The organism is Hahella sp. HNIBRBA332 (assembly GCF_030719035.1).
In the GTDB taxonomy this organism is placed as follows: Bacteria; Pseudomonadota; Gammaproteobacteria; order Pseudomonadales; family Oleiphilaceae; genus Hahella.
Window position 1 is genome coordinate 6427118 of sequence record NZ_CP132203.1, and the last position, 25720, is coordinate 6452837.

24 protein-coding genes are annotated in these 25720 nt (G+C 53.6%); 14 read left to right on the forward strand and 10 right to left on the reverse strand.

Annotated features, from left to right (window positions below; genetic code table 11):
• Window positions 1-31 precede the first annotated feature (31 nt).
• Window positions 32-862, reverse strand: a complete 831-nt coding sequence (gene proC / locus O5O45_RS28560) for a pyrroline-5-carboxylate reductase (protein ID WP_305902694.1) — start codon at window positions 860-862, stop codon at window positions 32-34.
• A gap of 105 nt (window positions 863-967) precedes the next feature.
• Entirely contained in the window at window positions 968-1651 is a 684-nt protein-coding gene (locus O5O45_RS28565; protein WP_305902695.1) for a YggS family pyridoxal phosphate-dependent enzyme, read from the reverse strand.
• Window positions 1652-1808: 157 nt separating this feature from the next.
• Between O5O45_RS28565 and O5O45_RS28570 the strand changes: the two genes are divergently transcribed.
• Window positions 1809-2843, forward strand: coding sequence for a type IV pilus twitching motility protein PilT (locus tag O5O45_RS28570; protein WP_011400052.1), 1035 nt, complete (start codon window positions 1809-1811; stop codon window positions 2841-2843).
• A gap of 62 nt (window positions 2844-2905) precedes the next feature.
• Window positions 2906-4033: a PilT/PilU family type 4a pilus ATPase gene (locus O5O45_RS28575; RefSeq protein ID WP_216737532.1), complete on the forward strand. Its 1128-nt coding sequence runs from the start codon at window positions 2906-2908 to the stop codon at window positions 4031-4033.
• 83 nt (window positions 4034-4116) lie between these two features.
• On the opposite strand, the gene polA is transcribed toward O5O45_RS28575, so the two are convergent.
• Window positions 4117-6852, reverse strand: a complete 2736-nt coding sequence (gene polA, locus O5O45_RS28580) for a DNA polymerase I (RefSeq protein WP_305902696.1) — start codon at window positions 6850-6852, stop codon at window positions 4117-4119.
• A 186-nt stretch (window positions 6853-7038) separates the two neighbouring features.
• On the opposite strand from polA, the gene O5O45_RS28585 reads away from it, so the two are divergent.
• Complete coding sequence (locus O5O45_RS28585) at window positions 7039-7317, forward strand: DUF2782 domain-containing protein (RefSeq protein ID WP_216737530.1); 279 nt, start codon at window positions 7039-7041, stop codon at window positions 7315-7317.
• Between the two features lie 84 nt (window positions 7318-7401).
• On the forward strand, window positions 7402-8367 hold the full coding sequence (locus O5O45_RS28590) for a homoserine kinase (RefSeq protein WP_305902697.1): 966 nt from the start codon (window positions 7402-7404) through the stop codon (window positions 8365-8367).
• A 42-nt stretch (window positions 8368-8409) separates the two neighbouring features.
• Here the strand turns inward: O5O45_RS28590 and O5O45_RS28595 are convergent, their stop codons facing one another.
• The 3 genes from O5O45_RS28595 to O5O45_RS28605 all read right to left on the reverse strand — a co-directional run bounded on the left by O5O45_RS28595 (window position 8410) and on the right by O5O45_RS28605 (window position 11785).
• Window positions 8410-8895, reverse strand: coding sequence for a fibronectin type III domain-containing protein (locus O5O45_RS28595; protein WP_305902698.1), 486 nt, complete (start codon window positions 8893-8895; stop codon window positions 8410-8412).
• A 231-nt stretch (window positions 8896-9126) separates the two neighbouring features.
• Entirely contained in the window at window positions 9127-10467 is a 1341-nt protein-coding gene (gene trhP / locus O5O45_RS28600; protein WP_305902699.1) for a prephenate-dependent tRNA uridine(34) hydroxylase TrhP, read from the reverse strand.
• Window positions 10468-10498: 31 nt separating this feature from the next.
• Window positions 10499-11785, reverse strand: coding sequence for an MgtC/SapB family protein (locus O5O45_RS28605; RefSeq protein ID WP_305902700.1), 1287 nt, complete (start codon window positions 11783-11785; stop codon window positions 10499-10501).
• A gap of 367 nt (window positions 11786-12152) precedes the next feature.
• Between O5O45_RS28605 and O5O45_RS28610 the strand changes: the two genes are divergently transcribed.
• Window positions 12153-12527, forward strand: coding sequence for a hypothetical protein (locus O5O45_RS28610; protein ID WP_305902701.1), 375 nt, complete (start codon window positions 12153-12155; stop codon window positions 12525-12527).
• Between the two features lie 67 nt (window positions 12528-12594).
• Here the strand turns inward: O5O45_RS28610 and O5O45_RS28615 are convergent, their stop codons facing one another.
• A complete protein-coding gene (locus tag O5O45_RS28615; RefSeq protein WP_305902702.1) occupies window positions 12595-13239 on the reverse strand; it encodes an ABC transporter ATPase in 645 nt (214 codons plus the stop codon).
• 83 nt (window positions 13240-13322) lie between these two features.
• Here O5O45_RS28615 and O5O45_RS28620 point away from each other — a divergent pair, with 83 nt between their 5' ends.
• The gene (locus O5O45_RS28620) at window positions 13323-14102 is read left to right on the forward strand and encodes a sulfite exporter TauE/SafE family protein (RefSeq protein WP_305902703.1); all 780 of its coding nucleotides are present in this window, start codon (window positions 13323-13325) and stop codon (window positions 14100-14102) included.
• Here O5O45_RS28620 and pyrE read toward each other — a convergent pair.
• Entirely contained in the window at window positions 14099-14746 is a 648-nt protein-coding gene (gene pyrE / locus O5O45_RS28625; RefSeq protein WP_011400040.1) for an orotate phosphoribosyltransferase, read from the reverse strand. The two genes, O5O45_RS28620 and pyrE, sit on opposite strands and share 4 nt — an antisense overlap.
• A gap of 81 nt (window positions 14747-14827) precedes the next feature.
• On the opposite strand from pyrE, the gene O5O45_RS28630 reads away from it, so the two are divergent.
• Window positions 14828-15601 carry an exodeoxyribonuclease III gene (locus O5O45_RS28630; protein ID WP_127973818.1) on the forward strand — a complete coding sequence of 258 codons (774 nt, stop codon included), beginning with the start codon at window positions 14828-14830 and terminating at the stop codon, window positions 15599-15601.
• A 93-nt stretch (window positions 15602-15694) separates the two neighbouring features.
• Here O5O45_RS28630 and rph read toward each other — a convergent pair whose 3' ends face one another.
• Window positions 15695-16411, reverse strand: a complete 717-nt coding sequence (gene rph / locus O5O45_RS28635; RefSeq protein ID WP_305902704.1) for a ribonuclease PH — start codon at window positions 16409-16411, stop codon at window positions 15695-15697.
• 283 nt (window positions 16412-16694) lie between these two features.
• Here rph and O5O45_RS28640 point away from each other — a divergent pair, with 283 nt between their 5' ends.
• The 4 genes from O5O45_RS28640 (at window position 16695) to zapE (ending at window position 20506) form a co-directional block, all read left to right on the forward strand.
• The gene (locus O5O45_RS28640; RefSeq protein ID WP_305902705.1) at window positions 16695-17075 is read left to right on the forward strand and encodes a hypothetical protein; all 381 of its coding nucleotides are present in this window, start codon (window positions 16695-16697) and stop codon (window positions 17073-17075) included.
• Between the two features lie 259 nt (window positions 17076-17334).
• Window positions 17335-18201: a YicC/YloC family endoribonuclease gene (locus O5O45_RS28645; RefSeq protein WP_305902706.1), complete on the forward strand. Its 867-nt coding sequence runs from the start codon at window positions 17335-17337 to the stop codon at window positions 18199-18201.
• A gap of 153 nt (window positions 18202-18354) precedes the next feature.
• A complete protein-coding gene (locus O5O45_RS28650; protein ID WP_305902707.1) occupies window positions 18355-19248 on the forward strand; it encodes a GIY-YIG nuclease family protein in 894 nt (297 codons plus the stop codon).
• A 70-nt stretch (window positions 19249-19318) separates the two neighbouring features.
• The gene (gene zapE, locus O5O45_RS28655) at window positions 19319-20506 is read left to right on the forward strand and encodes a cell division protein ZapE (protein WP_305902708.1); all 1188 of its coding nucleotides are present in this window, start codon (window positions 19319-19321) and stop codon (window positions 20504-20506) included.
• A gap of 11 nt (window positions 20507-20517) precedes the next feature.
• Here zapE and O5O45_RS28660 read toward each other — a convergent pair whose 3' ends face one another.
• A complete protein-coding gene (locus tag O5O45_RS28660; protein ID WP_305902709.1) occupies window positions 20518-20991 on the reverse strand; it encodes a hypothetical protein in 474 nt (157 codons plus the stop codon).
• Between the two features lie 267 nt (window positions 20992-21258).
• Here O5O45_RS28660 and eat point away from each other — a divergent pair, with 267 nt between their 5' ends.
• From eat to O5O45_RS28675, 3 genes are all read left to right on the forward strand, one after another.
• Window positions 21259-22737: an ethanolamine permease gene (gene eat, locus O5O45_RS28665; protein WP_305902710.1), complete on the forward strand. Its 1479-nt coding sequence runs from the start codon at window positions 21259-21261 to the stop codon at window positions 22735-22737.
• 92 nt (window positions 22738-22829) lie between these two features.
• Window positions 22830-24209, forward strand: a complete 1380-nt coding sequence (locus O5O45_RS28670) for a glutamine synthetase family protein (protein ID WP_305902711.1) — start codon at window positions 22830-22832, stop codon at window positions 24207-24209.
• A gap of 64 nt (window positions 24210-24273) precedes the next feature.
• Window positions 24274-25662, forward strand: coding sequence for an aldehyde dehydrogenase family protein (locus O5O45_RS28675; protein ID WP_305902712.1), 1389 nt, complete (start codon window positions 24274-24276; stop codon window positions 25660-25662).
• The last annotated feature ends 58 nt before the right edge of the window (window positions 25663-25720 follow it).

The window sequence follows — 25720 nt, forward strand, 5'->3', positions numbered from 1 at the left end:
AAAAACAATTCACTCACGACCGTCAAGAAGATTATTCCGGCGCGCGTTCACCGCTCAATTCATAAGACCTCTCCCAAGCCTTGCGGATAGCGGTTTTCACCATCGCTTTCATATCCTGTTCCTCAAAGCTTTTGATCGCTTGCTCCGTCGTGCCGCCGGGTGACATGACGCGTTTTTTCAGTTGCGCGGGACCTTCATCGCTGCGAGTCGCCAATTCAGCGGCGCCGCGCATGGTTTGAATCGCCAGTGTCCGGGCGCTGGCTGGATCCAGACCTAGTGAGGCTGCAGCTTCTTCCATCGCTTCCATAAACATGAAGCAATAGGCGGGACCGCTGCCAGACAAGGCCGTGACGGTGTGGATGTCCTCTTGCTTCGATGTCCAGGCGACAATGCCGACTGCGCTGAACAGGTTGTCCGCAATCTTCCGCTGCGCTTCGCTGACGCGCGGGTTAGCGTACAGCCCACTGGCGCCCAGGTGCACTTGGGCCGGCGTATTTGGCATGCAGCGCACCACAGGCAGGTCGCCTCCCAGCCAGGTTTCAATTTGTTCGCAGGAAACGCCTGCGGCGATGCTGACGATTAGTGGGCGGCGCTGCTGCACGGCATTCGCCAGTCCCTCGCAAACCGCCTGCATGACCTGTGGCTTTACACACAGGATCAGCGCATCGCAGTCCGCCATGAATTTCTGGTTATCCGTGCTGGTCGGGATACCGAACGCGTCTGCGGCTTCTTTCAACTCATGCTCGGCAGGAGCCGTTGCGGCCAGTCGGCTCGCCGGGTAGCCGTTGGCTATCAGGCCGCCAAGTATCGCGCGGGCCATGTTGCCGGCGCCGATAAAAGTAAGCTGTGGGTGTTCTTTCATAGTGTTCTCTTTGCGGATACGACTATCGCCAACTGTCTTAATAATGTTTGTGGCGGCTGATTTAAAGTACAGGCGGAAAAAAACCGCTGATTTCGCTGCATTTTATTAGTTTCTGGCGCCAAAGATTGCTGAGCCGATGCGAACGATGGTGGAGCCTGCTGCAATCGCGGCTTCCATGTCATCGGACATGCCCATGGACAAGGTGTCTACGCTATCGAACCGGGTTTGCAGCGCAGCGAAATGGCGATTCAATTCCCTGAAGGTGGCGGCCAGCGCCTCTTCTCCTTGAGACGGATCAGGAATGCACATCAGACCTCTCAGGCGCAGGCCAGGCAGAGTGCTGACAATCTCCGCCAAAGGCGCAATCTCATCTGGCGACACGCCAGACTTGCTGCTTTCATCATTAATATTGACCTGAATGCAGACGTTCAGCGGGGGCGCGCCCTCCGGTCGCTGCTCTGACAGACGGCGGGCGATTTTTTCCCTGTCCACGGTATGCACCCATTGGAACAACTCTGCTACTGGGCGCGTTTTATTGGACTGCAATGGGCCGATGAAATGCCAAGTGATAGCGAGGTCGCTTAACTGAGCGATTTTATCCTGGGATTCTTGTAGGTAGTTTTCGCCAAAATCTCTGAGCCCCGCGTCGTACGCGGCCCGAATGGCATCGGCCGGCTTGGTTTTACTGACTGCGAGCAACGTCACGGAATCCGCCGGCCGGGCCGCGGATTTTGTTGCATTTTGTATTCTTTGGCTTACTGTTTTGATGTTGTCTGCTATGCTGAACATATTATTTCTATCAATAGCTTAGGCTGCGTCGAAACGCGCAGATTGTAACCAACCCGCCGACAAAATTCAGTTCCTTCCGTCGTCGTGGGGAGGTGGCGCTGTTTGAGGGCCGCCGGAAGGCTGCATGTCATTATAAGGTTCAAAACGGGGATTCCTAATGGACATTACCGAGTTGCTTGCGTTTTCTGCTAAGCAGGGCGCTTCCGACTTACACCTATCTGCCGGGTTGCCTCCCATGATACGCGTCGACGGGGATGTCAGGCGAATTAACCTGCCCGCGATGGAGCATAAAGAAGTACACGCGCTGATTTACGATATTATGAACGATAAACAGCGTAAGGATTTCGAAGAGTTTCTGGAGACGGACTTCTCGTTCGAAGTTCCCGGTGTCGCCCGTTTCCGGGTTAACGCCTTTAACCAGAACCGCGGCGCTGGCGCCGTATTCCGGACTATCCCCTCCAAAGTGCTGACAATGGAAGACTTGGGAATGGGGCAGGTGTTCAAGGATATCGCCCTGAAGCCTCGCGGACTCTGTCTGGTCACCGGACCGACCGGTTCCGGTAAGAGTACGACGCTGGCGGCGATGATCGACTTTATCAACGATACCCGTTACGACCACATCCTCACTATCGAAGACCCTATCGAGTTCGTGCATGAAAGTAAGAAATGTCTGGTGAACCAGCGTGAAGTACACCGTGACACGCTTGGGTTCAGTGAAGCGCTGCGTTCAGCTTTGCGGGAAGATCCGGACATTATCCTGGTTGGTGAGATGCGGGACTTGGAAACCATCCGTTTGGCGTTGACCGCTGCGGAAACCGGGCACTTGGTATTCGGCACCCTGCATACCACCTCCGCCGCGAAAACCATTGACCGGGTGGTCGACGTGTTTCCTGCGGAAGAAAAAGCCATGGTAAGATCAATGCTCTCCGAATCGTTACAGGCGGTCGTCTCGCAGACTCTTCTGAAGAAGGTCGGCGGCGGTCGTGTGGCGGCCCATGAAATCATGATCGGCACGCCAGCGATTCGTAACCTGATACGCGAAGACAAAGTCGCCCAGATGTATTCGTCTATCCAGACCGGCGCCGCGTTGGGTATGCAGACACTTGACCAGTGTCTGCACAATTTGATTTCTAAAGGGCTGATCAGCCGCGAAGCCGCGCGCGAAAAAGCCAAAATGCCGGAGAATTTCTGACGCCGCGACCTTATCCCGGTTTATGCCGGTCGCTGTAGCGTTATTACCATTGGGGTGTTGTGATGGATTTCGACAAGCTGTTAAAAATTATGGTGGAAAAGGGGGCTTCGGACCTCTTTATCACAGCTGGGGTGCCGCCCAGCATCAAAGTTCACGGCCGCATGGTGCCTATCACCAAGTCGCCGCTGTCCCCTGAACAGACACGGGAAACCGTGTTTTCCATAATGTCGGAAAAGCAGCGTGCGGATTTTGAAGTCGCGCATGAGTGCAACTTTGCAATCAGCGCCCGCGGCATTGGCCGTTTCCGGGTCAGCGCCTTTTATCAGCGCAACCTGTGCGGGATGGTGTTGCGTCGAATTGAGACCAACATTCCGAAACTGGACGACCTGCATCTGCCGGAGGTTATCAAGTCTCTGTCTATGACCAAGCGGGGCCTGATTATCTTCGTCGGCGCCACCGGCACCGGTAAGTCCACGTCGTTGGCGGCGATGATCGGCCACCGGAATCGCAACAGCAAAGGCCACATCATTTCCATCGAGGACCCTATCGAATATATCCATCAGCACCACGGCTGCATTATTACGCAGCGGGAAGTGGGACTGGATACGGAGTCGTTCGAAGTGGCTCTGAAGAACACGCTGCGGCAGGCTCCCGACGTTATCATGATCGGGGAGGTGCGCTCTGCCGATACCATGGAATATGCGGTGACCTTCGCGGAAACCGGTCATTTGTGTTTGGCGACATTGCACGCCAACAACGCCAACCAGGCGCTGGACCGGATCATCAACTTCTTCCCGCCTGAGCAGCATAACCAGGTGTGGATGGACTTGTCCTTGAACTTGAAGGCCATCGTGGCGCAGCAATTGGTGCCGACTCCAGACGGTAAGGGGCGCCGGGCGATTGTTGAGATTCTCATCAACTCGCCGCTGGCCGCAGACTTGATTCGTAAAGGGGAAGTGCACAAGTTGAAAGAGCTGATGACCAAGTCGTCGGAACTGGGCATGCAGACTTTCGATCAGGCGCTATACCGCGCTTACGCTGCGGGAGAGATTACCTACGAAGACGCGTTGTCACACGCGGACTCCGCAAACGATCTGCGTCTGATGATCAAACTGGGCGCGGACAGCAATATTTCCAAGCTGCAAGGCGCCGCCAGCAGTCTGTCTTTGAGCGACGATCAGGATTATTAATCGCTGAAAAGCGCTTTCTTATAAGCGGATATAAAAACGGCGGGATCCCAAGGGAGTCCCGCCGTTTTGCGTTTCAGGGAGCGCTAGTGCGCTTCATCCCAGTTATTGCCGGCGCCGGCTTCCACCAGCAGTGGTACATTCAAGTCGGCGGCGGAAGACATAATCTGTATCAGCTTCTCCTTAACTGCCTCGACGGCGCTTTCCTCTACTTCCAGGATCAATTCATCATGCACCTGCATGATCATCTTCGCCGGCGGCGCATCTTTACCTTCCAACCAGGCGTCCACCGCCAGCATGGCGCGTTTGATGATGTCAGCCGCCGTACCCTGCATAGGGGCGTTGATGGCGGTGCGCTCCGCCGCCTGTTGCAGATTGCGATTGCTGGAGCGAATGTCCGGTAAATACAGGCGGCGTCCGAACAGGGTCTCGACGTATCCCGTGTCCTGAGCTTCCGCGCGAATGCGGTTCATGTAGTTCAATACGCCGGGATAGCGCTCGAAGTATTTGTCGATATAGCTCTGCGCTTCACCGCGCTCAACGTGGATCTGACGGGCCAGGCCGAAGGCGGACATGCCGTAGATCAGACCGAAGTTGATGGCTTTGGCTTTGCGGCGTTGTTCAGAGCTGACTTCGTCGAATGCGACGTTGAAGACTTCAGCAGCCGTCGCCTGATGTACGTCCAGGCCTTCGGAGAATGCTTTTAATAAGCCTTCGTCCCCAGACAGGTGAGCCATGATGCGCAGCTCGATCTGCGAGTAGTCGGCGGAGATCAGTTTGCAGCCCTTGGGAGCGATGAAGGCTTGCCGGATGCGACGGCCCTGCTCATTACGCACGGGGATGTTTTGCAGGTTCGGATCGCTTGACGACAAACGTCCAGTGGCGGCCACCGCCTGCTGGTAGGAGGTATGCACGCGACCGGTGCGTGGGTTAATCATCTCCGGCAGTTTGTCCGTGTAGGTCGACTTCAGCTTGGAAAGCCCACGGTACTCCAGAAGGACGCGAGGCAGTTCATACTTCTCCGCCAATTCCTGTAACACCGGCTCGGCGGTAGAGGGCTGCCCCTTCGGGGTTTTCTTGATAACGTCGAAGCCGAGCTTCTCGTAGAAAATCTCCTGCAACTGCTTGGGCGATCCGAGATTGAACTTCTGCCCGGCTTTTTCATAGGCTTCTTCTTCCAGCTCCAGCATGCGCTCAGCCAACTCCTGGCTGTGGGTGCGCAAACGCTGGCTGTCCACCAAAGCGCCGCGATGCTCCATTCGCATCAACACAGGGACCAGTGGTAGCTCGATATCGCGATATACCTGCTCCAAACGTCCCTCTTCTTTTAGTTTCGGATTCAGGGTGTGATGCAATTGTAGGGTGATATCCGCATCCTCGGCGGCGTAAGGGCCAGCTTGCTCAAGACTGATCTGGTTGAAGGTCAGCTGTTTCGCCCCTTTGCCTGCGATATCTTCAAAGTGAATGGTTTCCCGCCCCAAGTGTTTGGAGGCCAGAGTATCCATATCATGGCGGTTAGCGGTGGAGTTCAGTACGTAGGACTCCAGCATGGTGTCTTCGGCGATACCGTTGAGCTGTACGCCATGATTGGCCAATACGTGGGCGTCGTATTTCAGGTTCTGGCCGATCTTGCGATATGCAGGGTCCTCCAGCAGAGGCTTGAGTGCCGCCAGAACTTTATCACGCTCCAGCTGCTCCGGCGCTCCCATGTAGTCATGGGCTACGGGCACGTAAGCCGCTTTGCCGGGCTCGACCGCGAAGGACACGCCGACGATTTCCGCTTCCATATAATTGAGGCTGGTGGTCTCAGTGTCGAAGCTGAATGTTTTCGCGTCCGTCAGTGTTTTGATCCATTGATCAAACTGATCCTGCTCCGTAACGACTTGGTAATCCCGCACCTCGCTTTGCGCGGGGGAGGCGCTGGCTTCGGGGGTGGCCGCCTTTGCAGAGGGTGAGGCGTCCAGATCTTTTATCCAGGTTCTGAATTCCAGCTCTGTAAACCAGGTGCGCAGCGCTTCAGTATCGACGGGATTGGGGCAAACCTCTTCCAGGGTGAAAGGCAGTTCGACATCGGTCTTGATGGTGGCCAGCTCTTTTGACAGCGGCAACTGCTCCAGGCTGCTGCGCAGACTTTCGCCGATTTTGCCTTTGACCTCATCCGCCCGTTCCATCACCTGTGTCAGGGAGCCAAACTCGCCGAGCCATTTGACGGCCGTTTTGGGGCCGCATTTGTTCACCCCGGGGATGTTGTCCACGGTATCGCCGATGAGCGCCAGGTAATCCACGATCAGCTCCGGCGGCACGCCAAACTTCTCGACGACCCCTTCTCTGTCCATAGTGGTCTCTGTCATGGTGTTGACGAGAGTGACGTGAGGGCTCACCAGCTGGGCCATGTCTTTATCGCCAGTGGAAATTACTGCATCCAGCCCTTTTGTAGTTGCTTCATGGGCCAGCGTGCCTATAACATCGTCGGCCTCTACGCCTTCTATGATCAGTAAAGGCAGCCCCATCGCGCGGACAATGTCGTACAACGGCTCGATCTGGCAGGCGAGATCCTCCGGCATGGGAGGCCGGTTGGCCTTGTAATCGGGGTACATCTCGTGGCGAAAGTTCTTGCCCTTGGCGTCGAAAACGGCGACCACTTGGCTCTCCGGATAATCTTTTTGCAACTTCCGAAGCATGGAAACGACGCCTCTGATGGCGCCGGTAGGCTGTCCTTTAGAGTTCCTGAGCTCTTTCAGATTGGGAACGTGGTAGGCGCGAAACAGATACGAGGAGCCGTCTACCAGGACGACAGGCGCTGAACGGTTTTCTTTACTCATAGATGGTACTGGTTTTAAATGGTTGTATGGGCTCGGAATAAGCGTATCCCGCAGGATCGGCTAATCCCCGAAAATGGGCCCGGAAGAGGGCTGACGGAGCTGCCGGGACTACCCGGCGAATTAGCCCCAGGCGCTGCCTGATTAAACAAATGTGTAGGTTACCAAAAAACAGCGTGTAGGTTACCAATGAGTTTTTGGATACGTAAAGCTTTGCTCGCGTTAATTATTCTTCCTTTGGCGGCGCCAACGCTGGCGGAAGACTCGGCGGCGGAGCCGGAAGTGCAGATTCGTTATGGCGAAAAGGAAACCCATTACGAGTATCGGGTTAACGGCGAGCTGGTGCAGATTAAAGTCGTGCCCAAAGTTGGCCCGGAATATTATCTGGTGCCTTCCGATACGGGTGAATGGGTGCAATCGGAAAAGCCGCGGATACTGGTTCCGAGCTGGAAGCTCCTGGAATGGTAAGTTTTCGATAGGCGATAACTTTGGCGATTCAGACGCAGGATGCGTGCGAAATTAAGTTTTAGAAGTAGTGAATAAGGCGGGTTAATGGCGGTTTTTACAAGAGTGTCTCCAGAGCAATTGCAGACGTTGCTGGAATCTTATTTCGATGCGCCTGAAGTGACTGAATTTCAAGGCATTGCGGCGGGGATAGAAAACACCAATTACTTTGTCAGCGTAAAAAGCGGCGGAGAAGAAACGCGCTGGGTGCTGACAATATTTGAAATGGTGACCGCCGAAGAACTTCCTGTATTTATTGATCTGATGCAGGGGCTGGCGCAACAGGGCTTTCCTGCGCCGGCGCCGCATCCCATGCTGGATGGTTCGTCTTTGGCTTATATAGAAGGCAAGCCGTGCGTACTGGTGCCCAGAATTGCCGGCGGCCATCTAGATACACCCACCCTCGAACAGTGCGCCATCGCCGGCGATTTGCTTGGCGCTATGCACTTGGCGTCCCAGTCCGCACCCGGTCGTCGTGAAGTGGTGCGTACAGTAGCGTGGATGCAATCTCATCGGGACGACTTGGCTCCTCACATCAAGCAGGATGAACTGGCGTTGTTGAACGCTGAAATTGAACATTTTCATCATCAGACGAATATTTGGGCGCAGTGTCCAAACGGCTGGATTCATGGCGACTTGTTTGTCGACAACGTCATGTTCGATGGCGACAAGGTGAGCGGCGTTATTGATTTTTACCATGCTTGCCACGACTGTTGGTTGTTCGATCTCGCCGTCGCCTGTAACGATTGGTGCTGCGATGCAACGGGGCATTACGATCAGGACAAATTACGCGCCTTTGTGGAAGCCTACGACAAGAGGCGCCCCCTGACTGACCTTGAGAAGAGCCAATGGAGCGATGCGTTGCGGCTCGGCGCGCTGCGATTCTGGATTTCCCGCCTGATAAGCCAATATGGCAAAGGCTATCAGCATGAGGCTGAAAGAGGGAATACGCTGAAAAATCCAGATGAAATGAAGGCTAAATTACTTTCCGCGCATAAAATAGCCGCCCTGTAGGCGGCTATCGAAACTCCTGGCGCTGCTGGGAGTGAGGAAAAGCTATCCGTTATTCAGAGTAGCGGTGACCTCCTGAGAGTAGTCGCTCGCCACGCCATCATAATCAATCACTCTTACCTTAAAGCCATATTTGCCCGAAGTGAATCCCGATAGACTCAATGTGGTGACGCCAACGTCATCTATCATTACGCGTCCATCTTTGTCTTCGGATAGATTGCGATAGGCCACTTCGTATGCGGCAATTTCGCTAAGAGCGAGTGAGGAGCCGTCTTCACGGGTCCAGGGCGTGTTCCAGGAAAGGGTCTTGGGCGTAATAGGCTCTTGCACTCCCGCGCTGGGGTTGGAAGACGATGAGCCGTCGCCCTCTGTAGCGTCTCCACTATGTGCGGCGCTTTTGGGGGAATCTCCGCTGATCGAGTCGGACAGGTTGCAACCGGAGCCCGTCGCAACAACGGTTCCCAAAAACAAAAATGCAATTAGCTTCCGGGCGCGAAACAAGGCTTCGCTACCAAGCAATTCTATCTTCATGGCGATTTTAAGAAGTCTTTCGGATAAACGGCTTAATTATTGTCAAAACATCTGACTTTCTAGTTTTTAGAAAGGAACTGATTGCTCAGTAAAGTCGACATTCGGACGCGACGCTATCTTTTTATGATCAATTCGTGACTAACTACCCACAAAAATATAATTCGACTTGGTTTTGATAGCCATACTTCCATGTGGCTAGGCTTAAAGGTCTATCACGTTAAAGGTGAGCGGCTAGAGGTTTCGCATTAGTAAGCTGAAGTCCAGACGACTCGGTGCGTTTTCCGGTAACGCGAGACGAATGCGATGTCCGGAGCCGGGGGCGACGTCAATATTTTGTCCGTTTTTATTCTCCATTTTTTTGACAACAAAGTTCATATTTCCACTTGTTGTCATAATTTCGACGGAGTCTCCAATAGAAATTTTATTTTTTACGTCAATCAAGGCTAGGCCATTCTCAGGAGAGTATTCCAATACTTCGCCGACGAATTGTTGTTTGCCGGACAGCGATGTGCCATTTGCGTAATTCTGATACTCGTCATGCACGTGGCGTCGGTAAAAGCCTTCGGTATAGCCCCGATGTGCAAGCTTCTCCAGATCGTCCATCAGGGACATGTTAAACGGCGCGCCAGCGACGGCGTCATCGATGGCCTGACGGTACGCCTGCGTAGTCCTGGCGACGTAGTAATGAGATTTGGTTCGTCCCTCGATTTTTAAAGAATGCACGCCGATGCGACACAATCGCTCCACATGTTGCACGGCGCGAAGGTCTTTGGAGTTCATAATGTAAGTGCCATGTTCGTCTTCAAAGGCGGGCATAAGTTGATCGGGCCGACCGTCTTCCTGCAGCAGAAACATTTCTGAGGTAACTCCGCCATCGCCTAATGTCGAACTGCCAGACTGAGTTTGCGTTGGCTCCCAGGTCTGCGCTGTAATATTGCCAGCGTCATCTTGTACTGCTGGAATGGCGTTGTATTTCCAGCGGCAGGCATTTGTACAAGTACCTTGATTAGGGTCGCGTTTATTGATGTAGCCGGACAATAGGCAGCGCCCAGAGTAGGCGATGCATAGCGCGCCATGTACGAAGACTTCCAGCTCCATCTGCGGCGACTTTTCCTTGATCTCCGCGATTTCCTCCAAAGACAACTCCCGTGACAGTATTACCCGCTCCAGTCCTTGTCGGCGCCAGAACTCAACAGCAGCGTAGTTGACGGCGTTCGCCTGCACGGAGAGATGAACCGGCATGTCTGGCCATTTGTCGCGAACCATCATAATTAATCCTGGATCGGACATGATCAGTGCGTCTGGTCGCATCTCAACGACAGGAGCCATGTCGTCCAGAAAGGTTTTCACTTTGCTGTTGTGGGGGGCGATGTTGGCGGCGACATAAAACTTCTTGTCTTGCGAGCGCGCTGTCTGGATTCCTTCCGCTAGCGTGGCGAGATTAAAGTCATTTTCCCGCACTCTCAGGCTATAGCGAGGCTGACCGGCATAAACCGCATCGGCGCCGTAGGCGAATGCAAAGTGCATGTGTTTGAGTGAGCCGGCTGGCGCCAGGAGTTCAGGTTTGTTCATAGCGTTTACTTCGTTGTCGATTGATCTGTGATTAATAGATTTGTATAGGGTTCAGGAGCAAAATCGCCAGCCCCGCAATGCCAGAAGCAGCGAGGGCGGCCGCGACTTTAATTCCCAATGGACGATTACCGATGGTCCATGCAAGACCTGCCTTGACCAGGTTATTGCTGCAAACGGCGATAAAAATGCCCCAGGCGGCTACCAGTAACGCCACTTTCTCTGGCTCTTTGGCGAGACGGGCCAGAGATAGACTGATCGCGTCCACATCGCTAAGCCCGGATATGGCGCTGAGGGCATAGACGCCGCTGGCGCCCAGCCATTCGTGAAGAGCATTGGAGAGCAGCATGATGAAAAGCAGCAGGAAGCCAAAGAACAGAGCGGAGGATATTTCCAGCGGATTCTGTTTGAGATTAGGTTGTTCAATTTTTATTCCTGAGTGGCTGCGCCAGAAATAAAACGCCGCGGCATATACACAAAGGGCCATGAGGGCGAAGGGAGGAGCAAGTACGTAAGCCAGTGGAGGGTGGACGATATAGATAACCAGCAATAGCCTCGGGAACATGGTGCCGCAGGCGATCAACACGCCTGAAGCCAAAAGCGGCGCGTGTTCCTGATTATCTTTGGCGACCCGGGACAAATGCAGTGTGAGCGCGGTAGATGAACTTAAGCCTGCGAATAGGCTGGTAATCAATATCCCCTTGGATGGGCCGCCTATCTTGACTGCGAAATAACCAACAAAGGAAATGGCGCTGATTAAGACGATCATCCACCAAACTTCATACGGGTTGATAGCGTTCCAAGGACCGAACCCTTCGTTGGGTAAAACTGGCAGCATGACAACAGTCATCACCAATAACTTGAGTCCGGCGTCCAGCTCTTCATCTCGTATCTTTTTTAGAAAACCATGCAACTCTGGCTTGAGGTCGAGCATTATGGCGGTCACTACCGTCATAGTGGCCGCGACGGAGAATTCTCCCATGACGCACAAAGCGCCATAGAAAAAAGTCAGCATTGAGGCAATCAGGCTGGTGATGCTCATGTCCAGTCGTTGTTTCTGGCTGGTGACATAAGCGGCGATAAGAATCAGCGCCAGGGCGATGATGCCCGCCGCCAGCACCCACTCTCCCATTTGTTCGCCCAACCAGGTTGCCAGACCGCCCAGCAGCGCAATCAAAGCGAATGTTCTTACCCCCGCAACTCGATGTCCGGCTTCTTCGTTGCGGTTGACCCAGCCGCGCTGAATGCCGATGGTCAGCCCAAGCAGCAGCGCTACGGCTAGATGTGGGAGCGGATATTGCGCGTCAATCAAATTGTTCATGCTGGCGGAAGAATGGAGAAAAGCGGTTCAACGCCGCTTCAAAAAGGCGTGAAACAGGTTGGGATTGTCGCCCTTAGGTCGGCGGTATAGAGCTGTCATATTCATCAAGGGCGGGCTCTGTTTTCGATAAACGGCGAATGTCTTAAAAGTATAGCTAACGGGACCGCGTCCGTGCTGAAACGGCGACAAACCCTAGTGTAAATGGATTTTTTCCAAGTTTTTCTGAGGTAGATCAAATTGCCCTTCAGCCCCTGTGTCAGGGGCCTGGATTAGTATGATTATTCTAATTTTTGCACGTATCTTGAGGGCGCAATCAAGGCAAGGAACTGGGTTCCTTATCTCAAAGTAAACCGGTAGGAGACCAAAGATGGGCAAGCTCAAGTCATATCAGGAGCAAATTCAGGACGCTGTAGAAAAAGGAATCAAAACAGTAGAAGAGCAGCATCGCACTCTTGCTGCGAAACCTTTCGAATACGCGGAGAAAATAGAGCAGGAAGCTAAGAATTTGTCCGTTAAGTCTGTGCGTGAAATGCATGATCAATTGCTGGATAACGTTTACTCTTCGTTCCGCGCCTGGAATAAGCGTGTAAACGACTTCGCTGCGGACATGGTGGCCAAGATCGAAGGCGCAGAAAAAGACAGCGACGACGAGGCCAATAAATCCAAAGCCACGGCTAAGAAAACGACAAAAACTGCAGAAAAGCCGGCCTCTAAGACCACTGAGGAAGAAGCTGCAGCCTAAGAGAACGCACTCTTGGCAAAAGGGCGCCGACTGGCGCTCTTTTGGTTAGGTGATGCGGAAAAGCGGATCAGTTGTTTATTTTCTCAAGCAGGAATTTCAGGCGCTCAATTTTCTGAGCGTAATCAGCGGTTGTTTCTTGACGATCCTTTTCATGAGCGGCGATTTCACTTTGCAGCCGTTGTACTTGGCTAGTGTCTCGCTGAATTTCATCCAATAAATCCTGTGGCACTGTGCGTCCTGCTCTTTCCGCGTCAGCTGCCCGAGATTCTTGGGCTGCGACCTTCTTTTCCAGCACCTCAATATTATTGCGCTTGAGACTGATCAATCCGTCCAGCTCTTGCAGTTTGCGATCACGGGCGCGGGCGGCGTCATCCGGGTGGCTGAAAAGCCGCAGGAGGAGTGCATCAGCTTCGCGTTGTTTGCGGGCTTCCTCTTCCTTTTGCGCTTTTTCCGCTAGTTTGCGGTCGCGCTCGATAATTTGCTCTGGGGTTAATGCGGCGGGGATGTCCTTAATCACGCGACCGAATGCATCAACAATCTGGTAACCCTTTTTTGCCGCCTCCGGTGGTACGGAGTTCCCTAACACTAATGTGCCGTTTTGGTCCTTGTATCGATAGAATAGGGTTTCGGCCTGTACGAATGTTAGCGACATCAAGCAGAGCAGCACGCCTGCGGCAATCTTTACTCCCCTGATTTTTTTTAATGGCATCATGTAGTTATATTATGGTTACTTCGCTTGGGTAACCCCTGATTAGTGGGTTTAAAGGTCATATCGGAATTAGCATGACTTTTATAATGTTATTCATAATTTCATTAATTGCCAACGGACTATCCGCTTTGGCTGGTGGCGGCTCTGGTTTGCTGCAGCTCCCTGCATTGTTATTTTTGGGCTTGAGTTTCTCTGTGGCTTTAGCTACTCATAAAGTAGCAAGCGTCGCTTTGGGAGTGGGCGCCTCATTCCGCCATCTGCGGGAGAAAGGGCTGGATTGGCGTTTTGCGTTATTCATTTTGGCTGCAGGCCTCCCAGGTGTTTTATTGGGCGCTCAGGTTATTCTGGGGGTTGATGATAATGCGGCGCAAATGGCGTTGGGAATTTTGACAACAGGGCTGGGCGTTTATTCAATGCGTTCGCCGCAGTTGGGCATGCAGGAAAACAGCAAGCACCGCTCTACATTGGGATATGCGATAGGCTCGATAGGGCTGTTCGGGATTGGCGCGCTGAATGGTTCTATAACGTCCGGGACGGGTTTGTTCGTCACATTGTGGCTGATTGTGTGGTTCGGGCTAAGCTATCAAGGGGCGGTGGCGTATACATTGGTTTTGGTTGGCGTTTTCTGGAATGGAGCAGGCGCTCTTTCTCTGGCGCTGCAGGCTGAAGTGCGCTGGGACTGGCTTGCCCCATTGATATTGGGCGCACTGGCAGGAGGATATCTTGGCGCGCACTGGTCTATCGCCAAAGGCAGCGCGATGGTGAAGCGCGCTTTTGAAGTGCTGACGATACTGGTCGGGTTCAGTCTGATGTTCAAGGCAGCCGGGTGGCTGCCTGATTTACGTTTAGTGGAAGTTACGAATTAACTTTGCACGCCGTAAACGGCACGATACTCGGCAACCTGCTTATAGTTGTCGGAAAAGTGTGGGTCAGACTTAAGAAACTCAAGAATTTGATCTAGCTGGATAATAGCTGTGACGGGAATCTGGTAGTTTTGCTCTATCTCTTGAATCGCCGACAACTGATGCTGTCCGCGCTCTTGCCTGTCAAGAGCGATGAGCACGCCAGCGGGTTCCGCGCCATTCGCCTTGATGATCGAGATGACTTCACGAATGGCTGTGCCTGCAGTAATTACATCGTCCACGATAAGCACCTTGCCTTTCAGCGGAGCGCCAACGATGACGCCGCCTTCGCCATGGGCTTTGGCTTCTTTGCGGTTAAAGGCGTAGGGAACGTCCATGCTTTTTTCGTTGGCCAGCGTAACGGCGAGAGCGGAAACCAGGGGGATGCCCTTGTAAGCCGGCCCGAACAGCATGTCGTATTGCAGCGGGCTGGAAGTCAGGGCCGCCGCATAAAAGTGCCCGATTTGCGCTAACGTTGTGGATGTGTTGAATAATCCGGCGTTAAAAAAGTACGGGCTGCTGCGGCCGGATTTAAGTGTAAATTGGCCGAACTTCAGCACTTCGCGCTGAATGGCGAACTCAATAAACGCTTTTTGATAGTCGTGCATAAGAGTTTCTTTAGCCCTTGGATTCTTTTGCAGTAAATATGAATTAGGTATCATACACGCAAATTTTTATAGGTAACATCTATGAGGGTAGTAACAATCAGCGTAAACGGACTGAAGCGCGCAGTCGGAGAGGGATTCTTCGAGTGGATGGCGCGCCAGGACGCTGACGTCGTTTGCGTGCAGGACCACAGGATGCGGGTTTATGAGTTGGACGAAGACAAATATCGTCCCGAAGGCTATGAGCCCTATTTTCTGGATGCGGAAAAGCTGGAGGACGGCGGGGTCGGCATTTATACCCGACAGATTCCCAAAGCCATCATGATGGGCTTTTCCTATGCTCCGGCGGATATGAACGGCGCTTTTATTCAGGCCGACTTTGATGCTGTCAGCATTGCTTCTTTGATGGTTCCCTGCGCATTAATGGATGACGAAAAACAACAGGCCAAAGAAGAGTATCTGGAAGCTTTCGGCAATCATCTCCAGAAAACGTTGCGCAAGCGTCGGCAGTTTATTTTCTGTGGTAATTTCCAAACCGCTCACCTGGTGACGGACGCCAATCCCCGCTATCACCGCTTGGAAGTGTCCGGCTTTCTGCCGCAGGAACGGGCCTGGTTTGATCAGGTGTTCGATGAAATGCAGTATGTAGACGCATTTCGTAAGATCAACCGGGAAAAGAATCAATACACGTGGTGGCCGGAATCAGCGGAAGGCTGGCGTAAGCACTCGGGCTGGCGGGTGGATTATCAGATCGCCACGCAAGGGTTGCGCAGTTCTATCAAACGCGCTTGGATCGATACCGAAACCCGGTTCTCCGACCACGCGCCATTAATCGTCGATTACGATGTAGACTTCTAGGGCGGGCTTTGTCGGAACCCCGCCCGCCTATCCGGCGGGACGCGGTCAAGCAGTCGGCGCTGAGGCGCCGTCCGCCTATTTCTATTTCTATTTCTAGCTTTGTAGCACTTCTTCCTGAGCCACAAACAACTGGCGAATGCCCTTGCCGGCCAGATCCAGCATTGCCGTCAGCTCTGCGCTTGAGAATGGCGCAGCTTCCGCAGTTCCCTGCACTTCAATAAACCCATCCTGATCCGTCATGACGACGTTCATGTCCGTTTCCGCCTTGGAGTCTTCATCGTAATCAAGATCCACTACGGGGACGCCTTCGTAAACGCCTACGGAAATAGCGGCGACTTTGTGCAGAATCGGGTTGTTTTTCAGCTGGCCTTTGGCGATCAGGCTGTTGATGGCGTCCGCCATCGCGACGAATCCGCCAGTAATGGAAGCAGTGCGGGTGCCGCCATCAGCTTGTATGACGTCGCAGTCGATAGTGATGGAAATATCCGGCATTTTCTTCAGGTCTACCGCTGCACGCAGGGAGCGACCGATCAGGCGTTGGATTTCCAGGGTGCGACCGCCCTGTTTGCCTCTGGCTGCTTCACGTTGGTTACGGGTGCCAGTGGCGCGGGGCAGCATGCCGTATTCTGCGGTCACCCAGCCTTGGTCTTCACCGCGCAGGAAACGGGGAACGCCGTTTTCTACCGTGGCGGTGCAGATGACTTTGGTGTCGCCAAACTCGATTAGTACGGAGCCTTCCGCATGTTTCGTGTAGTTCTTGGTGATCTTGATGTCGCGAGTCTGGTCGGGCTGTCTTCCGCTGGGTCTCATAATGCATTGGCTCTCTTTGATTCATGTGGGGGCGGATTGTAGCACGATAGGCCTATCTGAATAAGTGAATGACATGGTTGGCAAGCTACAAAACAGCACCTGTTTTGGGGCGGGAATAAGGCCATGAGACGCGTTAAAAAAATAGTTGCGCCAGAGTCAATAAGCGCATGAATGGGCGCCTGATCTTGTGCTATTGTGATTGGGGAGGCGCCGAGTTTTTCATCTATTCCGTGGCGATTATCCATTCCGAAAGATTCATTGAGTTAACCTTTCAGGAGGTTATATGCCGGTAGTTAAAATTAAGTCGCTACCGTTAGCTCATGACACTGATTTGCCGAGGGTGCTGGAGGGAATTAGTAAGGAGTTTGCGGAAAGCGTAAAGATCAACGTCGATAACGTGTATATCACCTGGGAATACCTTTCGCCAGGGCACTACGCTCACCAAGGCAGGGTAGCCGGATTACAGGAAACCCACAGCCATCCAGTTCAGGTTCAGCTGCTGACGGCGGATATGACCGATACAAGTAAAGTTCACCAAATGTTCGAAGCGCTGGCGGAAGCGATCAGCAAGCGAACCCACGTTTATCGGGAAAATATATTTATTTGGCATTCGTCGGTAGCTAGCGGTAAGGTATTCGACAGGGGGCAGGTAGATAACTGGTAATCTGGTTTGCGCTAAAACGCCGCATATTCTTGCGGTCCGGCAGGATCGCCATCTCTGACTATCTGCATCTAATTTAAACGACTATTATTCAATGAGGCCGGCTCAGGCTCCGCGACGGCGCAAGGCGTCATGCCGTTCACCTATAGCTGCAGCAACCTGAACCGCCGAAAATAATATACTTGCCGCCGGCTGTATTGCTCATCACGGAAAGCCGGCGCGCCGTCTTTTTCAACATTCAGGAATCGCGATTGGAGACTTTATGATTCGTAGTATGACTGCTTACGCACGGCAGGAATCCAGAGGAGTTTGGGGTGTGCTCACTTGGGAGGTGCGCTCAGTGAACCACCGCTATCTGGAGCCCATGTTTCGAATCCCTGAAGTCTTACGGGAAATTGAGCCAGCTCTGCGGGAGGCTATGCGCCAATATGTGCAGAGGGGCAAACTGGAATGCCAGCTCAAATTCCAGCAGGAATCTCAGGCCACCCCTTCCTATCAGGTGAACCTTGGACTCGCCAATGAGCTGAATCAAGCTGTTAATCAGATCAATCGCATTCTGGATAATCCGGCGCATATCAACGCTTTTGACTTCCTCAACTGGCCTGGCGTCTTAGTATCTGAGGAAACGGATCTGGATCCGGTGAAAGAAGAAGCCGTGAGCCTGTTCGAACAGACTTTGGAAAGTCTGGTGAAGACCCGTGAAAGAGAAGGCGATCGCATTCGTCCTATGCTGGAGGACCGTTTAACCGCAATCACGGATATTGTCGGCCGCGTGCGTCAGAAAATGCCTATCATCCTGGAGCGCCAAAACGAAGCCTTGAAGTCCCGCTTCGAAGAGCTGGAGCTGGCGGTGGACAGCGCTCGTCTGGAGCAGGAGCTGGTCATCGTTTCCCAGAAAGCGGATGTAGCGGAAGAACTTGATCGTCTTGACGCCCACGTCCATGAAGTGCGTGAAGTCCTGGGCAAAAAAGAACCGATGGGCCGTCGCCTGGATTTCCTGATGCAGGAACTCAACCGCGAAGCCAATACTCTGTCCTCAAAATCCCTGGTCACCGAAACCACCCAGTTCGCGGTAGAGCTGAAGGTGCTGATCGAGCAGATGCGGGAGCAGGTGCAGAACGTCGAGTAAGCGTCGTCGGACAGGACTAATGCCAGAAAACCCTGTGAATACAGGGTTTTTTATTGCCCGAATAGAGCAAAAAAATCATATGGCTAAAAGCCGCCTTTCAGTTAGGATTGCTGTTTTTCTGCAGATTGCAGAGGCTCTGGATTAAGGAAAGCCATGTACGCGAAGAAGTATGGAAAGACGATAAAGCTGTTTTTGATGGACGCTGATCCAGAAGGCAGGATGGTGTGTGAAATATCCAACTGGACGGGAAAGGCCTATCGTATCCCGAGGGCAAAAGTAAAAGATTGTGCTGACCGCAGCGACCTGAAAGGAACCGCTGTGTATATACTTTTCGGTCGCGCAGACTCTTCCGCTGCTAAACCCAAAGCCTATGTGGGAGAAACTGAAAATGCCTATGAGCGTCTCGTAAAGCATGTGTCAGACAAAGAATTCTGGAATGAGTCGGTAGTCTTCACCAGCAAAGATGAGAACTTAAATAAGGCGCATATCAAGTACCTTGAATCCAGGCTTTGCGATATTGCCAAAACGGCTGGCCGATTTGATATTCAAAATGGCAATACGCCTACCCGCAGCGCCATTTCAGAGCCTGACCAAGCGGAGATGGAAGAGTTTATTGAGTATATAAAAATCCTTGTCAACACGATGGGGTTTAGGGTGTTTGAGCCTTTAGTGAAAGTTGATGACGCATCGGCGCATTCACCTGATGTTTTTTATGTGAAAGGCGCCAGAGGGGCTAGTGGTCGGGGGCGGCGTACGAGTGATGGATTTGTTGTGTTCGCCGGCTCTGAAGCGGCTACAAGTACTGTGCCGTCCTTTTCTAAAGGCTTCAACGCTCTTAGGGAAGAGCTTATGGAAGCTGGAGTACTCGGCATGTCGGGCGAAAAGTTACTTTTCAACGCAGACTATCTCTTTAGTAGTCCTTCTGCGGCGGCTGCCGTCATTATGGGGAGAAGCGCGAATGGACTTATCGAGTGGAAGGATGCGACAGGTAAGGACCTGAAGTCGGCGGAAGAGCAAGAAATATCCAGGGCGGAAAAGGCGAGATAGTCCCGAGCATTGCGATTGCATAGATCATCTTCGATGACCCTTTAATTTTAGAATTCACTACTACGTTGAGATGTACACAACTCCCATAAGCCCCAAACAACGCTACGAATCTTTGCTCAACGCGGGTGAGATTCAGGCTGATCCGTCACAGGTGACGGCTTTGAATGCGTTGCAGGATTTGTACGAGCGGTTGGCTGGCGTTGACGGTCGTCCCAAGTGGTTGATGGGGCGGTCGGAGTATGTGTCGGGGTTGTATCTGTGGGGCAAAGTAGGGCGGGGTAAGACGTTTTTGATGGATTTATTCGTCGCCAGCCTCAACCCAGAACAGGTTTTGCGTCAGCATTTTCACCATTTTATGGCGTCAGTGCATCGGCAGTTGCAGGCTTTGAGCGGAACCCCTGAGCCTTTGCGACGCATCGCCAGAGACTTCAGTCGCCGCTACTCTGTGCTGTGCTTCGATGAGTTCTTTGTCTCGGATATTGGCGACGCCATGCTGCTTGGCGGGCTGTTGCAGTCGCTGTTTGAGTTCAATGTGACGCTGGTGGCGACGAGCAATACGCCGCCGGAAAGGCTGTATTGGGAGGGTTTGCAGCGTTCTCGCTTTCTGCCTGCTATCGCTGCGATTCAGGCGCACACGCAGACCTTGCATATGGATGGCGGACTGGACCATCGTGAGCGCGCATTGCAGCCGGAAGCTATATATTTTGTCAAACATGACCGGTCGGAGTTGTCCTGTGTCGAGGGTGACTTGCTGCAGCGTTTTGAGTTAGTGGCGGAGGGAGACAAACCGCGTAGGTTGAAGGTGCTGTCCCGCGATATCGCTTATGTGGCCCGCGCCGGACGGAGGATCGCTTTCGATTTTGCAGCCCTTTGCGAAGGACCGCGCAGCCATCTGGATTACATTGATATCGCTGAACGCTTCGATCTGATTATTCTGCTCAACATACCGCCGTTAAGCGGCGAGGCGTTTGAAAGGATCAAGGCGCGGGGAACGGAAGACGGCAGCGTTGGTTCTGGCGTAACCGGGGAAAGGGCCGTGGTGCTGTCGCGTAGTGATGATGCGGCGCGTCGATTTATTGCGCTGGTGGACGAGTTGTACGAGCGCAAAGTGCGACTTTACATGACCGCCTTCGCGCCTCTGGGGGAACTCTATACTCGTGGTGCGCTGACCTTCGAATTTGAGCGTGCGCGCAGCCGATTGATAGAAATGGCGTCGCGGGAATATCAGTGTCTGCGCGAGCCGTTGGAACCGGCCTGATTTGCCGCCGGCTACAGATTGTGGGCGACATACGCCGGTATATCAAAGGCGTCGACTTTCGCATCGTAACGCTTATCCAGATCATAGGCCATGATCTCCAAAGGGGCGTTTGCATAACCGCAGGTCAGAATTTCTTTCATGTAACGCTGGATGAAGTTCAAAGCGCCCAGCTCACGCCACTGCACTACATGCACCAACTCATGAAAGTGCACTCGCAACGCGGAGGCCGCTGAGCTTCTTATATAGTAAGTATCTTTATAGGTCGTTCCGTTGACGGGCATATCTATAAAGTCGCCGAATCCCATTTGTCGCAGCTCTGGGAAGTCAGGTCTGGGAATATCGTCAGTCACCACGAAATAAGCGCTGGCCAGGAACGCTGGCGAGTAAAAGCCGGCGAACGCCTGGGCGAACTCCGTACAGGCGCGGCGGCGATCGTAGTTCTTACGGTTGGTGTCGTCGATCCAAGCGTTTATCTTTTCCAGCACAATGCCTCCTTTTGGCCCTGTTTTGCTGTAAATCTTCTCCCGGCAGTTTATTTCAATTCCCCTTTCAGGGCATGCGGATAACGCGCCCGGCGCGTCATTTCAGCGCACTATAAGTTTCCCTAATACTAGCTTTTCGGCGAAAGTGATTGTATTTGCTGGGTTTTTTGGGGCCTCCTAGAATCGGTTGGTGTTTGAAGCCTGCGCGCCTATCTTCGCGAAGAATAAGGCGTCGCCCTAGTAAACAACAATAAACAGGGGGATCAACCCATGGCCGAAACGACCGCTGCCACAGCGTCCGACAATAGTATTGCGTCTTCAACTACACATGTCGGAACGGTGGACTATGAGAATGTATCCAATGATTATCTGGAAAAACGCCAATTAAAAAAGGGAGCGGCGGGATGGATTCTGCTGGCCAGTCTTGGCGTCTCTTATGTGATTTCCGGTGATTTCGCCGGCTGGAACTTTGGCCTGGAGCAGGGCGGTTTCGGCGGCATGTTTATCGCCACGATTCTGATGGCCGCGATGTACACCTTCATGGTGTTCGGCCTGGCGGAACTCTCCTCCGCTATTCCTACCGCCGGCGGCGGCTACGGCTTCGCCCGTCGCGCCATGGGCCCGCTAGGGGGCTTTCTCACCGGCACCGCCATTCTTCTCGAATACGCCATTGCGCCCGCGGCAATCGCCATTTTTATCGGCGGTTATGTGGGGGAACTGTTTGGCCTGAACGGCCCGTTGGTGTATGCCGCGTTCTATATCATTTTTGTGGGTATTCATTTATGGGGCGCCGGCGAAGCGTTGAAGATCATGTTGGTCATCACCGCCATTGCGGCGGCGGCCTTGCTGGTGTTTATCCTGGGGATGTTGCCTGAGTTTGAACTCGCCAACCTGACGGATATCGCTGTCAACGAGTCCGCCGCAGGCGCCAGCGCCTTCCTGCCGCAGGGCTACTTTGGAATATGGGCGGCGATTCCCTTCGCCATGTGGCTGTTCCTGGCGGTGGAAGGCGTGCCCCTGGCGGCTGAAGAGACCAAGAACCCAGCTCGGGATATGCCGAAGGGAATTATCTCCGCGATGGTGATTCTGCTGATATTTGGCGGATTGGTGCTGTTTCTGGCCCCCGGCGGCTCCAGCGCGGACTTGATGAAAGATCATAGCGCGCCGCTAGTAGGCGCTCTGCAACATGCATATGGCGAAAGCTCAGCGATGGCCACCTTTGTAAACCTGGTTGGCCTGGCGGGGCTGATCGCCAGCTTTTTCTCCATTATCTTCGCTTATTCCCGTCAGGTGTTCGCCTTGTCCCGCGCAGGTTACCTGCCACGCTGGCTGTCCTTAACCGGCAGCCGCAAAGTGCCGACGATGGCGTTGGTCGTGCCGGGCGTGATTGGATTTTTGCTGTCACTGACCGGAGAAGGGGATTTGATGATCACTATGGCGGTGTTCGGCGCCACGATCTCCTACGCCATGATGATGCTGTCGCACATTATTCTGCGAGTGAAAGAACCCAATATGCATCGGCCTTACCGCACACCAGGCGGCATACTGACGACCGGGATCGCTTTGGTTTTATCTATCGCCGCGTTCATCAGCACTTTCTTGGTCAGCCGAGAGGCGGCGATGTGGTCGGCCGTGTTCTATGCGGTGATGGTGGCGTATTTCGCCTTTTATAGTCGACATCACTTGGTGGCGAAGGCCCCTGAGGAAGAGTTTGAAGCCATCGCCAAGGCCGAGGCTGAATTGAGTTAATTGGCTGAAAGGGATTGCGGGGCCGGCGCGCCGGCTCCAGGATCATTATCTGCAACAGGACTGAACAAGAATCACAATAAGGCGGATTAGAAATGATAAAGACAAGAGACGTAAAGACTATCGCCGACGCCAAACGCATTGTGGAAGAGCGCAATCTGACCCATGTGAAGGTCGGGTTGTTTGATAACGACGGCGTCATGCGCGGCAAGTATATGAGTAAGGAGAAGTTCTTTTCCTCTCTGGAAAACGGCTTCGCCTTTTGTGACGTGGTGCTGGGCTGGGATTCACAAGACCAGCTTTATGAAAACGTCGGCGTCAAATACACCGGCTGGCATACGGGCTACCCGGACGCTTCAGTGAAAATTCTGCCGGAGAGCTGCCGCGACATCCCCTTTGAGCCTGGCATGTTGTTGTTTTTATGTGATTTTGATGGGCCCGCCGCGCGTATCTGCCCGCGTAATGTGTTGTCGCGGGTACTGCGTCGTGCGGAAGACATGGGACTGGACGCCTATGCGGCCTTTGAATATGAATTTTTCATGTTCAATGAAACGCCGCATTCCGCCCGCGCCAAGGGATATCGCAACCTGGAGCCGATCACGCCGGGCTTCTTTGGCTATTCCATGCTGCGTAACTCTGTGCACGCGGAGCTTTATCACGAGTTGTTGGATCTGTGCGAGAAAATGGACTTCCCTTTGGAGGGATTGCACACCGAAACCGGACCCGGCGTGCTGGAGGCGGCATTGACAGTGGACTCGGCCTGCGCAGCGGCGGACAAGGCGGCTCTGTTCAAGACCTTCACCAAGGTGTGGGCGCAGCGTAAGAACATGATGGCCACGTTCATGGCCAAGTGGTCCAACGACTATCCCGGCCAATCCGGGCACATCCATATGTCGTTGCGCCATAAAGAAAACGGCAAGTCGGCCTTCTACGAAGCCGGTCAGCCCATGAACATGAGTAAGATGCAGCGTCATTTTATCGCCGGCCAGCAGAAGCTGATGCCGGAAATGCTGGCGATGATGGCGCAAACCGTGAACGCATATTCTCGCCTGGTACCGGGGTTTTGGGCGCCGACCGATGCGACTTGGGGCTGCGAAAACCGCACTACTGCGCTGCGAGTCATCCCCGGATCAGACAAGTCGCAACGGGTCGAATACCGACTGGGCTCCGCCGACGCCAATCCCTATATCGCCCTGGCGGCGTCTCTCGGCTCGGGTCTTTACGGAATTGAACACGAACTGGAGCCGGAAGAGATGGTATCCGGTAACGCCTACGATCAGGAGCATCCAACGCAACTGGCGTTGCCGTCCACGTTGGTGGACGCCGCCGCTGCGCTGCGTCGCTCGGAAGCGGCGCGTGAGTTATTCGGGAATGAGTTTGTTGAACATTATGCCGCCACCCGTGACTGGGAAGGCCGCGAATTCCGTCGCCATATTACGGATTGGGAGCTGGAGCGTTATTTCGAGATTATCTAGCGTGACGATCAGAATGACCTTCAGTCCCATGACTATCCTTTAAGTAAAGGTAAGAGAATCGAAGATGAGCACTATGCAGAAAACTTGGTCCCCTGTGGACGGATCTCTCTACGTTGAGCGTCCCTACGCTGATCAAGCGGCCATCGCCGCCGCCACGACCAGGACGGCGCAGGCCCAGCGCGAGTGGAAGCGCATCCCGTTGGCGCAGCGGCGGGAGATCTGTCGCAAAATGGTGGACGCCTTTGTCGCCAAGCGCGACGAGATTGCGACAGAGTTGTGTTGGCAAATGGGACGGCCAATTCGCTACGCGGCGGGAGAAGTGGGCGGTTTTGAAGAGCGCGCCCGCTTTATGATCGATGTCGCGGAAGAAGCGCTGGCGCCGATAGAGTTGGATGAGAAGCCGGGCTTTCGCCGCTATATCAAACGTGAACCTGTGGGCGTGGCCTTTGTCATTGCGCCCTGGAACTACCCTTATTTGACGGCGGTTAACGCCATTGTGCCGGCGATCATGGCTGGTAATGCTGTGCTGCTTAAGCATTCTGCGCAGACGCCTTTGTGCGCGGAACGGATCTATGAAGCCTTCCGCGAGGCAGGCCTGCCCGAGGGCGTATTCCAATACCTGCATTTGACCCATGCGGATACGGAAGCGCTGATCGGCTCGCCGGACATCCACTATGTCGCGTTTACCGGTTCTGTGCCTGGCGGCGCCATGGTGGAGCGCGCGGCCGCAGGTCGTTTTATCGGCGTAGGGCTGGAGCTGGGCGGTAAAGACCCCGCCTATGTTCGCGCGGACGCGGATATTGACCACGCTGTGGAAACCACTATTGATGGCGCTTTCTTTAACTCGGGGCAGTCCTGCTGCGGCATCGAACGCGTCTATGTCCATGAATCCGTATACGACGCCTTTGTGGAGAAAGCCGTGGCATTGGTCAGAAGCTACCGGCTGGGACGCCCGGATGATCCCAACACTACCTTGGGGCCGTTGGTGCGCGCTTCCGCGGCGGAATTCGTTCGGGGACAAGTACGTGAAGCCGTGGAGCAGGGCGCGGTCGCCCATATCAATCCCGCGGACTTTGAAATGGATAAAGAAGGATCGCCTTATCTGGCGCCACAGGTGCTGACCCATGTTGACCATAGCATGCGGGTGATGACCGAAGAGTCTTTCGGTCCGGTTGTCGGCATCCAGAAAGTGGCGTCCGATGAGGAAGCCGTGGCGCTAATGAACGACAGCGAATTCGGCCTTACCGCGTCTATTTTTACGCGGGATCTGGACGTGGGTGTGGCGCTGGGCGAACAGGTCGATACCGGCACTTTCTTTATCAACCGTTGCGATTATCTGGACCCGGCGTTGGCCTGGACCGGCGTGAAAAACTCCGGGCGCGGCTGCACCTTGTCCAAGCTGGGCTATGAATCTCTGACCCGGCCCAAGTCTTTCCATATCAAGATGCTGTAACGCCAGACATCGAATATGGCGTAACAAGAACTTTAACGAGCGTATTAAAGAGACTGTA

Bases quoted from the DNA above. Each gene is read 5' to 3' on its own strand.
- O5O45_RS28670 (WP_305902711.1), top strand. From the start codon at position 22,830: ATGATAAAGACAAGAGACGTAAAGACTATCGCCGACGCCAAACGCATT.
- O5O45_RS28630 (WP_127973818.1), top strand. From the start codon at position 14,828: ATGAGGGTAGTAACAATCAGCGTAAACGGACTGAAGCGCGCAGTCGGA.
- eat (WP_305902710.1), top strand. From the start codon at position 21,259: ATGGCCGAAACGACCGCTGCCACAGCGTCCGACAATAGTATTGCGTCT.
- O5O45_RS28585 (WP_216737530.1), top strand. From the start codon at position 7,039: ATGAGTTTTTGGATACGTAAAGCTTTGCTCGCGTTAATTATTCTTCCT.
- O5O45_RS28650 (WP_305902707.1), top strand. From the start codon at position 18,355: ATGTACGCGAAGAAGTATGGAAAGACGATAAAGCTGTTTTTGATGGAC.
- O5O45_RS28640 (WP_305902705.1), top strand. From the start codon at position 16,695: ATGCCGGTAGTTAAAATTAAGTCGCTACCGTTAGCTCATGACACTGAT.
- O5O45_RS28620 (WP_305902703.1), top strand. From the start codon at position 13,323: ATGTTATTCATAATTTCATTAATTGCCAACGGACTATCCGCTTTGGCT.
- O5O45_RS28565 (WP_305902695.1), bottom strand. From the start codon at position 1,651: ATGTTCAGCATAGCAGACAACATCAAAACAGTAAGCCAAAGAATACAA.
- O5O45_RS28595 (WP_305902698.1), bottom strand. From the start codon at position 8,895: ATGAAGATAGAATTGCTTGGTAGCGAAGCCTTGTTTCGCGCCCGGAAG.
- O5O45_RS28590 (WP_305902697.1), top strand. From the start codon at position 7,402: ATGGCGGTTTTTACAAGAGTGTCTCCAGAGCAATTGCAGACGTTGCTG.
- pyrE (WP_011400040.1), bottom strand. From the start codon at position 14,746: ATGCACGACTATCAAAAAGCGTTTATTGAGTTCGCCATTCAGCGCGAA.
- O5O45_RS28610 (WP_305902701.1), top strand. From the start codon at position 12,153: ATGGGCAAGCTCAAGTCATATCAGGAGCAAATTCAGGACGCTGTAGAA.
- O5O45_RS28605 (WP_305902700.1), bottom strand. From the start codon at position 11,785: ATGAACAATTTGATTGACGCGCAATATCCGCTCCCACATCTAGCCGTA.
- zapE (WP_305902708.1), top strand. From the start codon at position 19,319: ATGTACACAACTCCCATAAGCCCCAAACAACGCTACGAATCTTTGCTC.
- rph (WP_305902704.1), bottom strand. From the start codon at position 16,411: ATGAGACCCAGCGGAAGACAGCCCGACCAGACTCGCGACATCAAGATC.
- polA (WP_305902696.1), bottom strand. From the start codon at position 6,852: ATGAGTAAAGAAAACCGTTCAGCGCCTGTCGTCCTGGTAGACGGCTCC.
- proC (WP_305902694.1), bottom strand. From the start codon at position 862: ATGAAAGAACACCCACAGCTTACTTTTATCGGCGCCGGCAACATGGCC.
- O5O45_RS28575 (WP_216737532.1), top strand. From the start codon at position 2,906: ATGGATTTCGACAAGCTGTTAAAAATTATGGTGGAAAAGGGGGCTTCG.
- trhP (WP_305902699.1), bottom strand. From the start codon at position 10,467: ATGAACAAACCTGAACTCCTGGCGCCAGCCGGCTCACTCAAACACATG.
- O5O45_RS28615 (WP_305902702.1), bottom strand. From the start codon at position 13,239: ATGATGCCATTAAAAAAAATCAGGGGAGTAAAGATTGCCGCAGGCGTG.
- O5O45_RS28570 (WP_011400052.1), top strand. From the start codon at position 1,809: ATGGACATTACCGAGTTGCTTGCGTTTTCTGCTAAGCAGGGCGCTTCC.
- O5O45_RS28645 (WP_305902706.1), top strand. From the start codon at position 17,335: ATGATTCGTAGTATGACTGCTTACGCACGGCAGGAATCCAGAGGAGTT.
- O5O45_RS28675 (WP_305902712.1), top strand. From the start codon at position 24,274: ATGAGCACTATGCAGAAAACTTGGTCCCCTGTGGACGGATCTCTCTAC.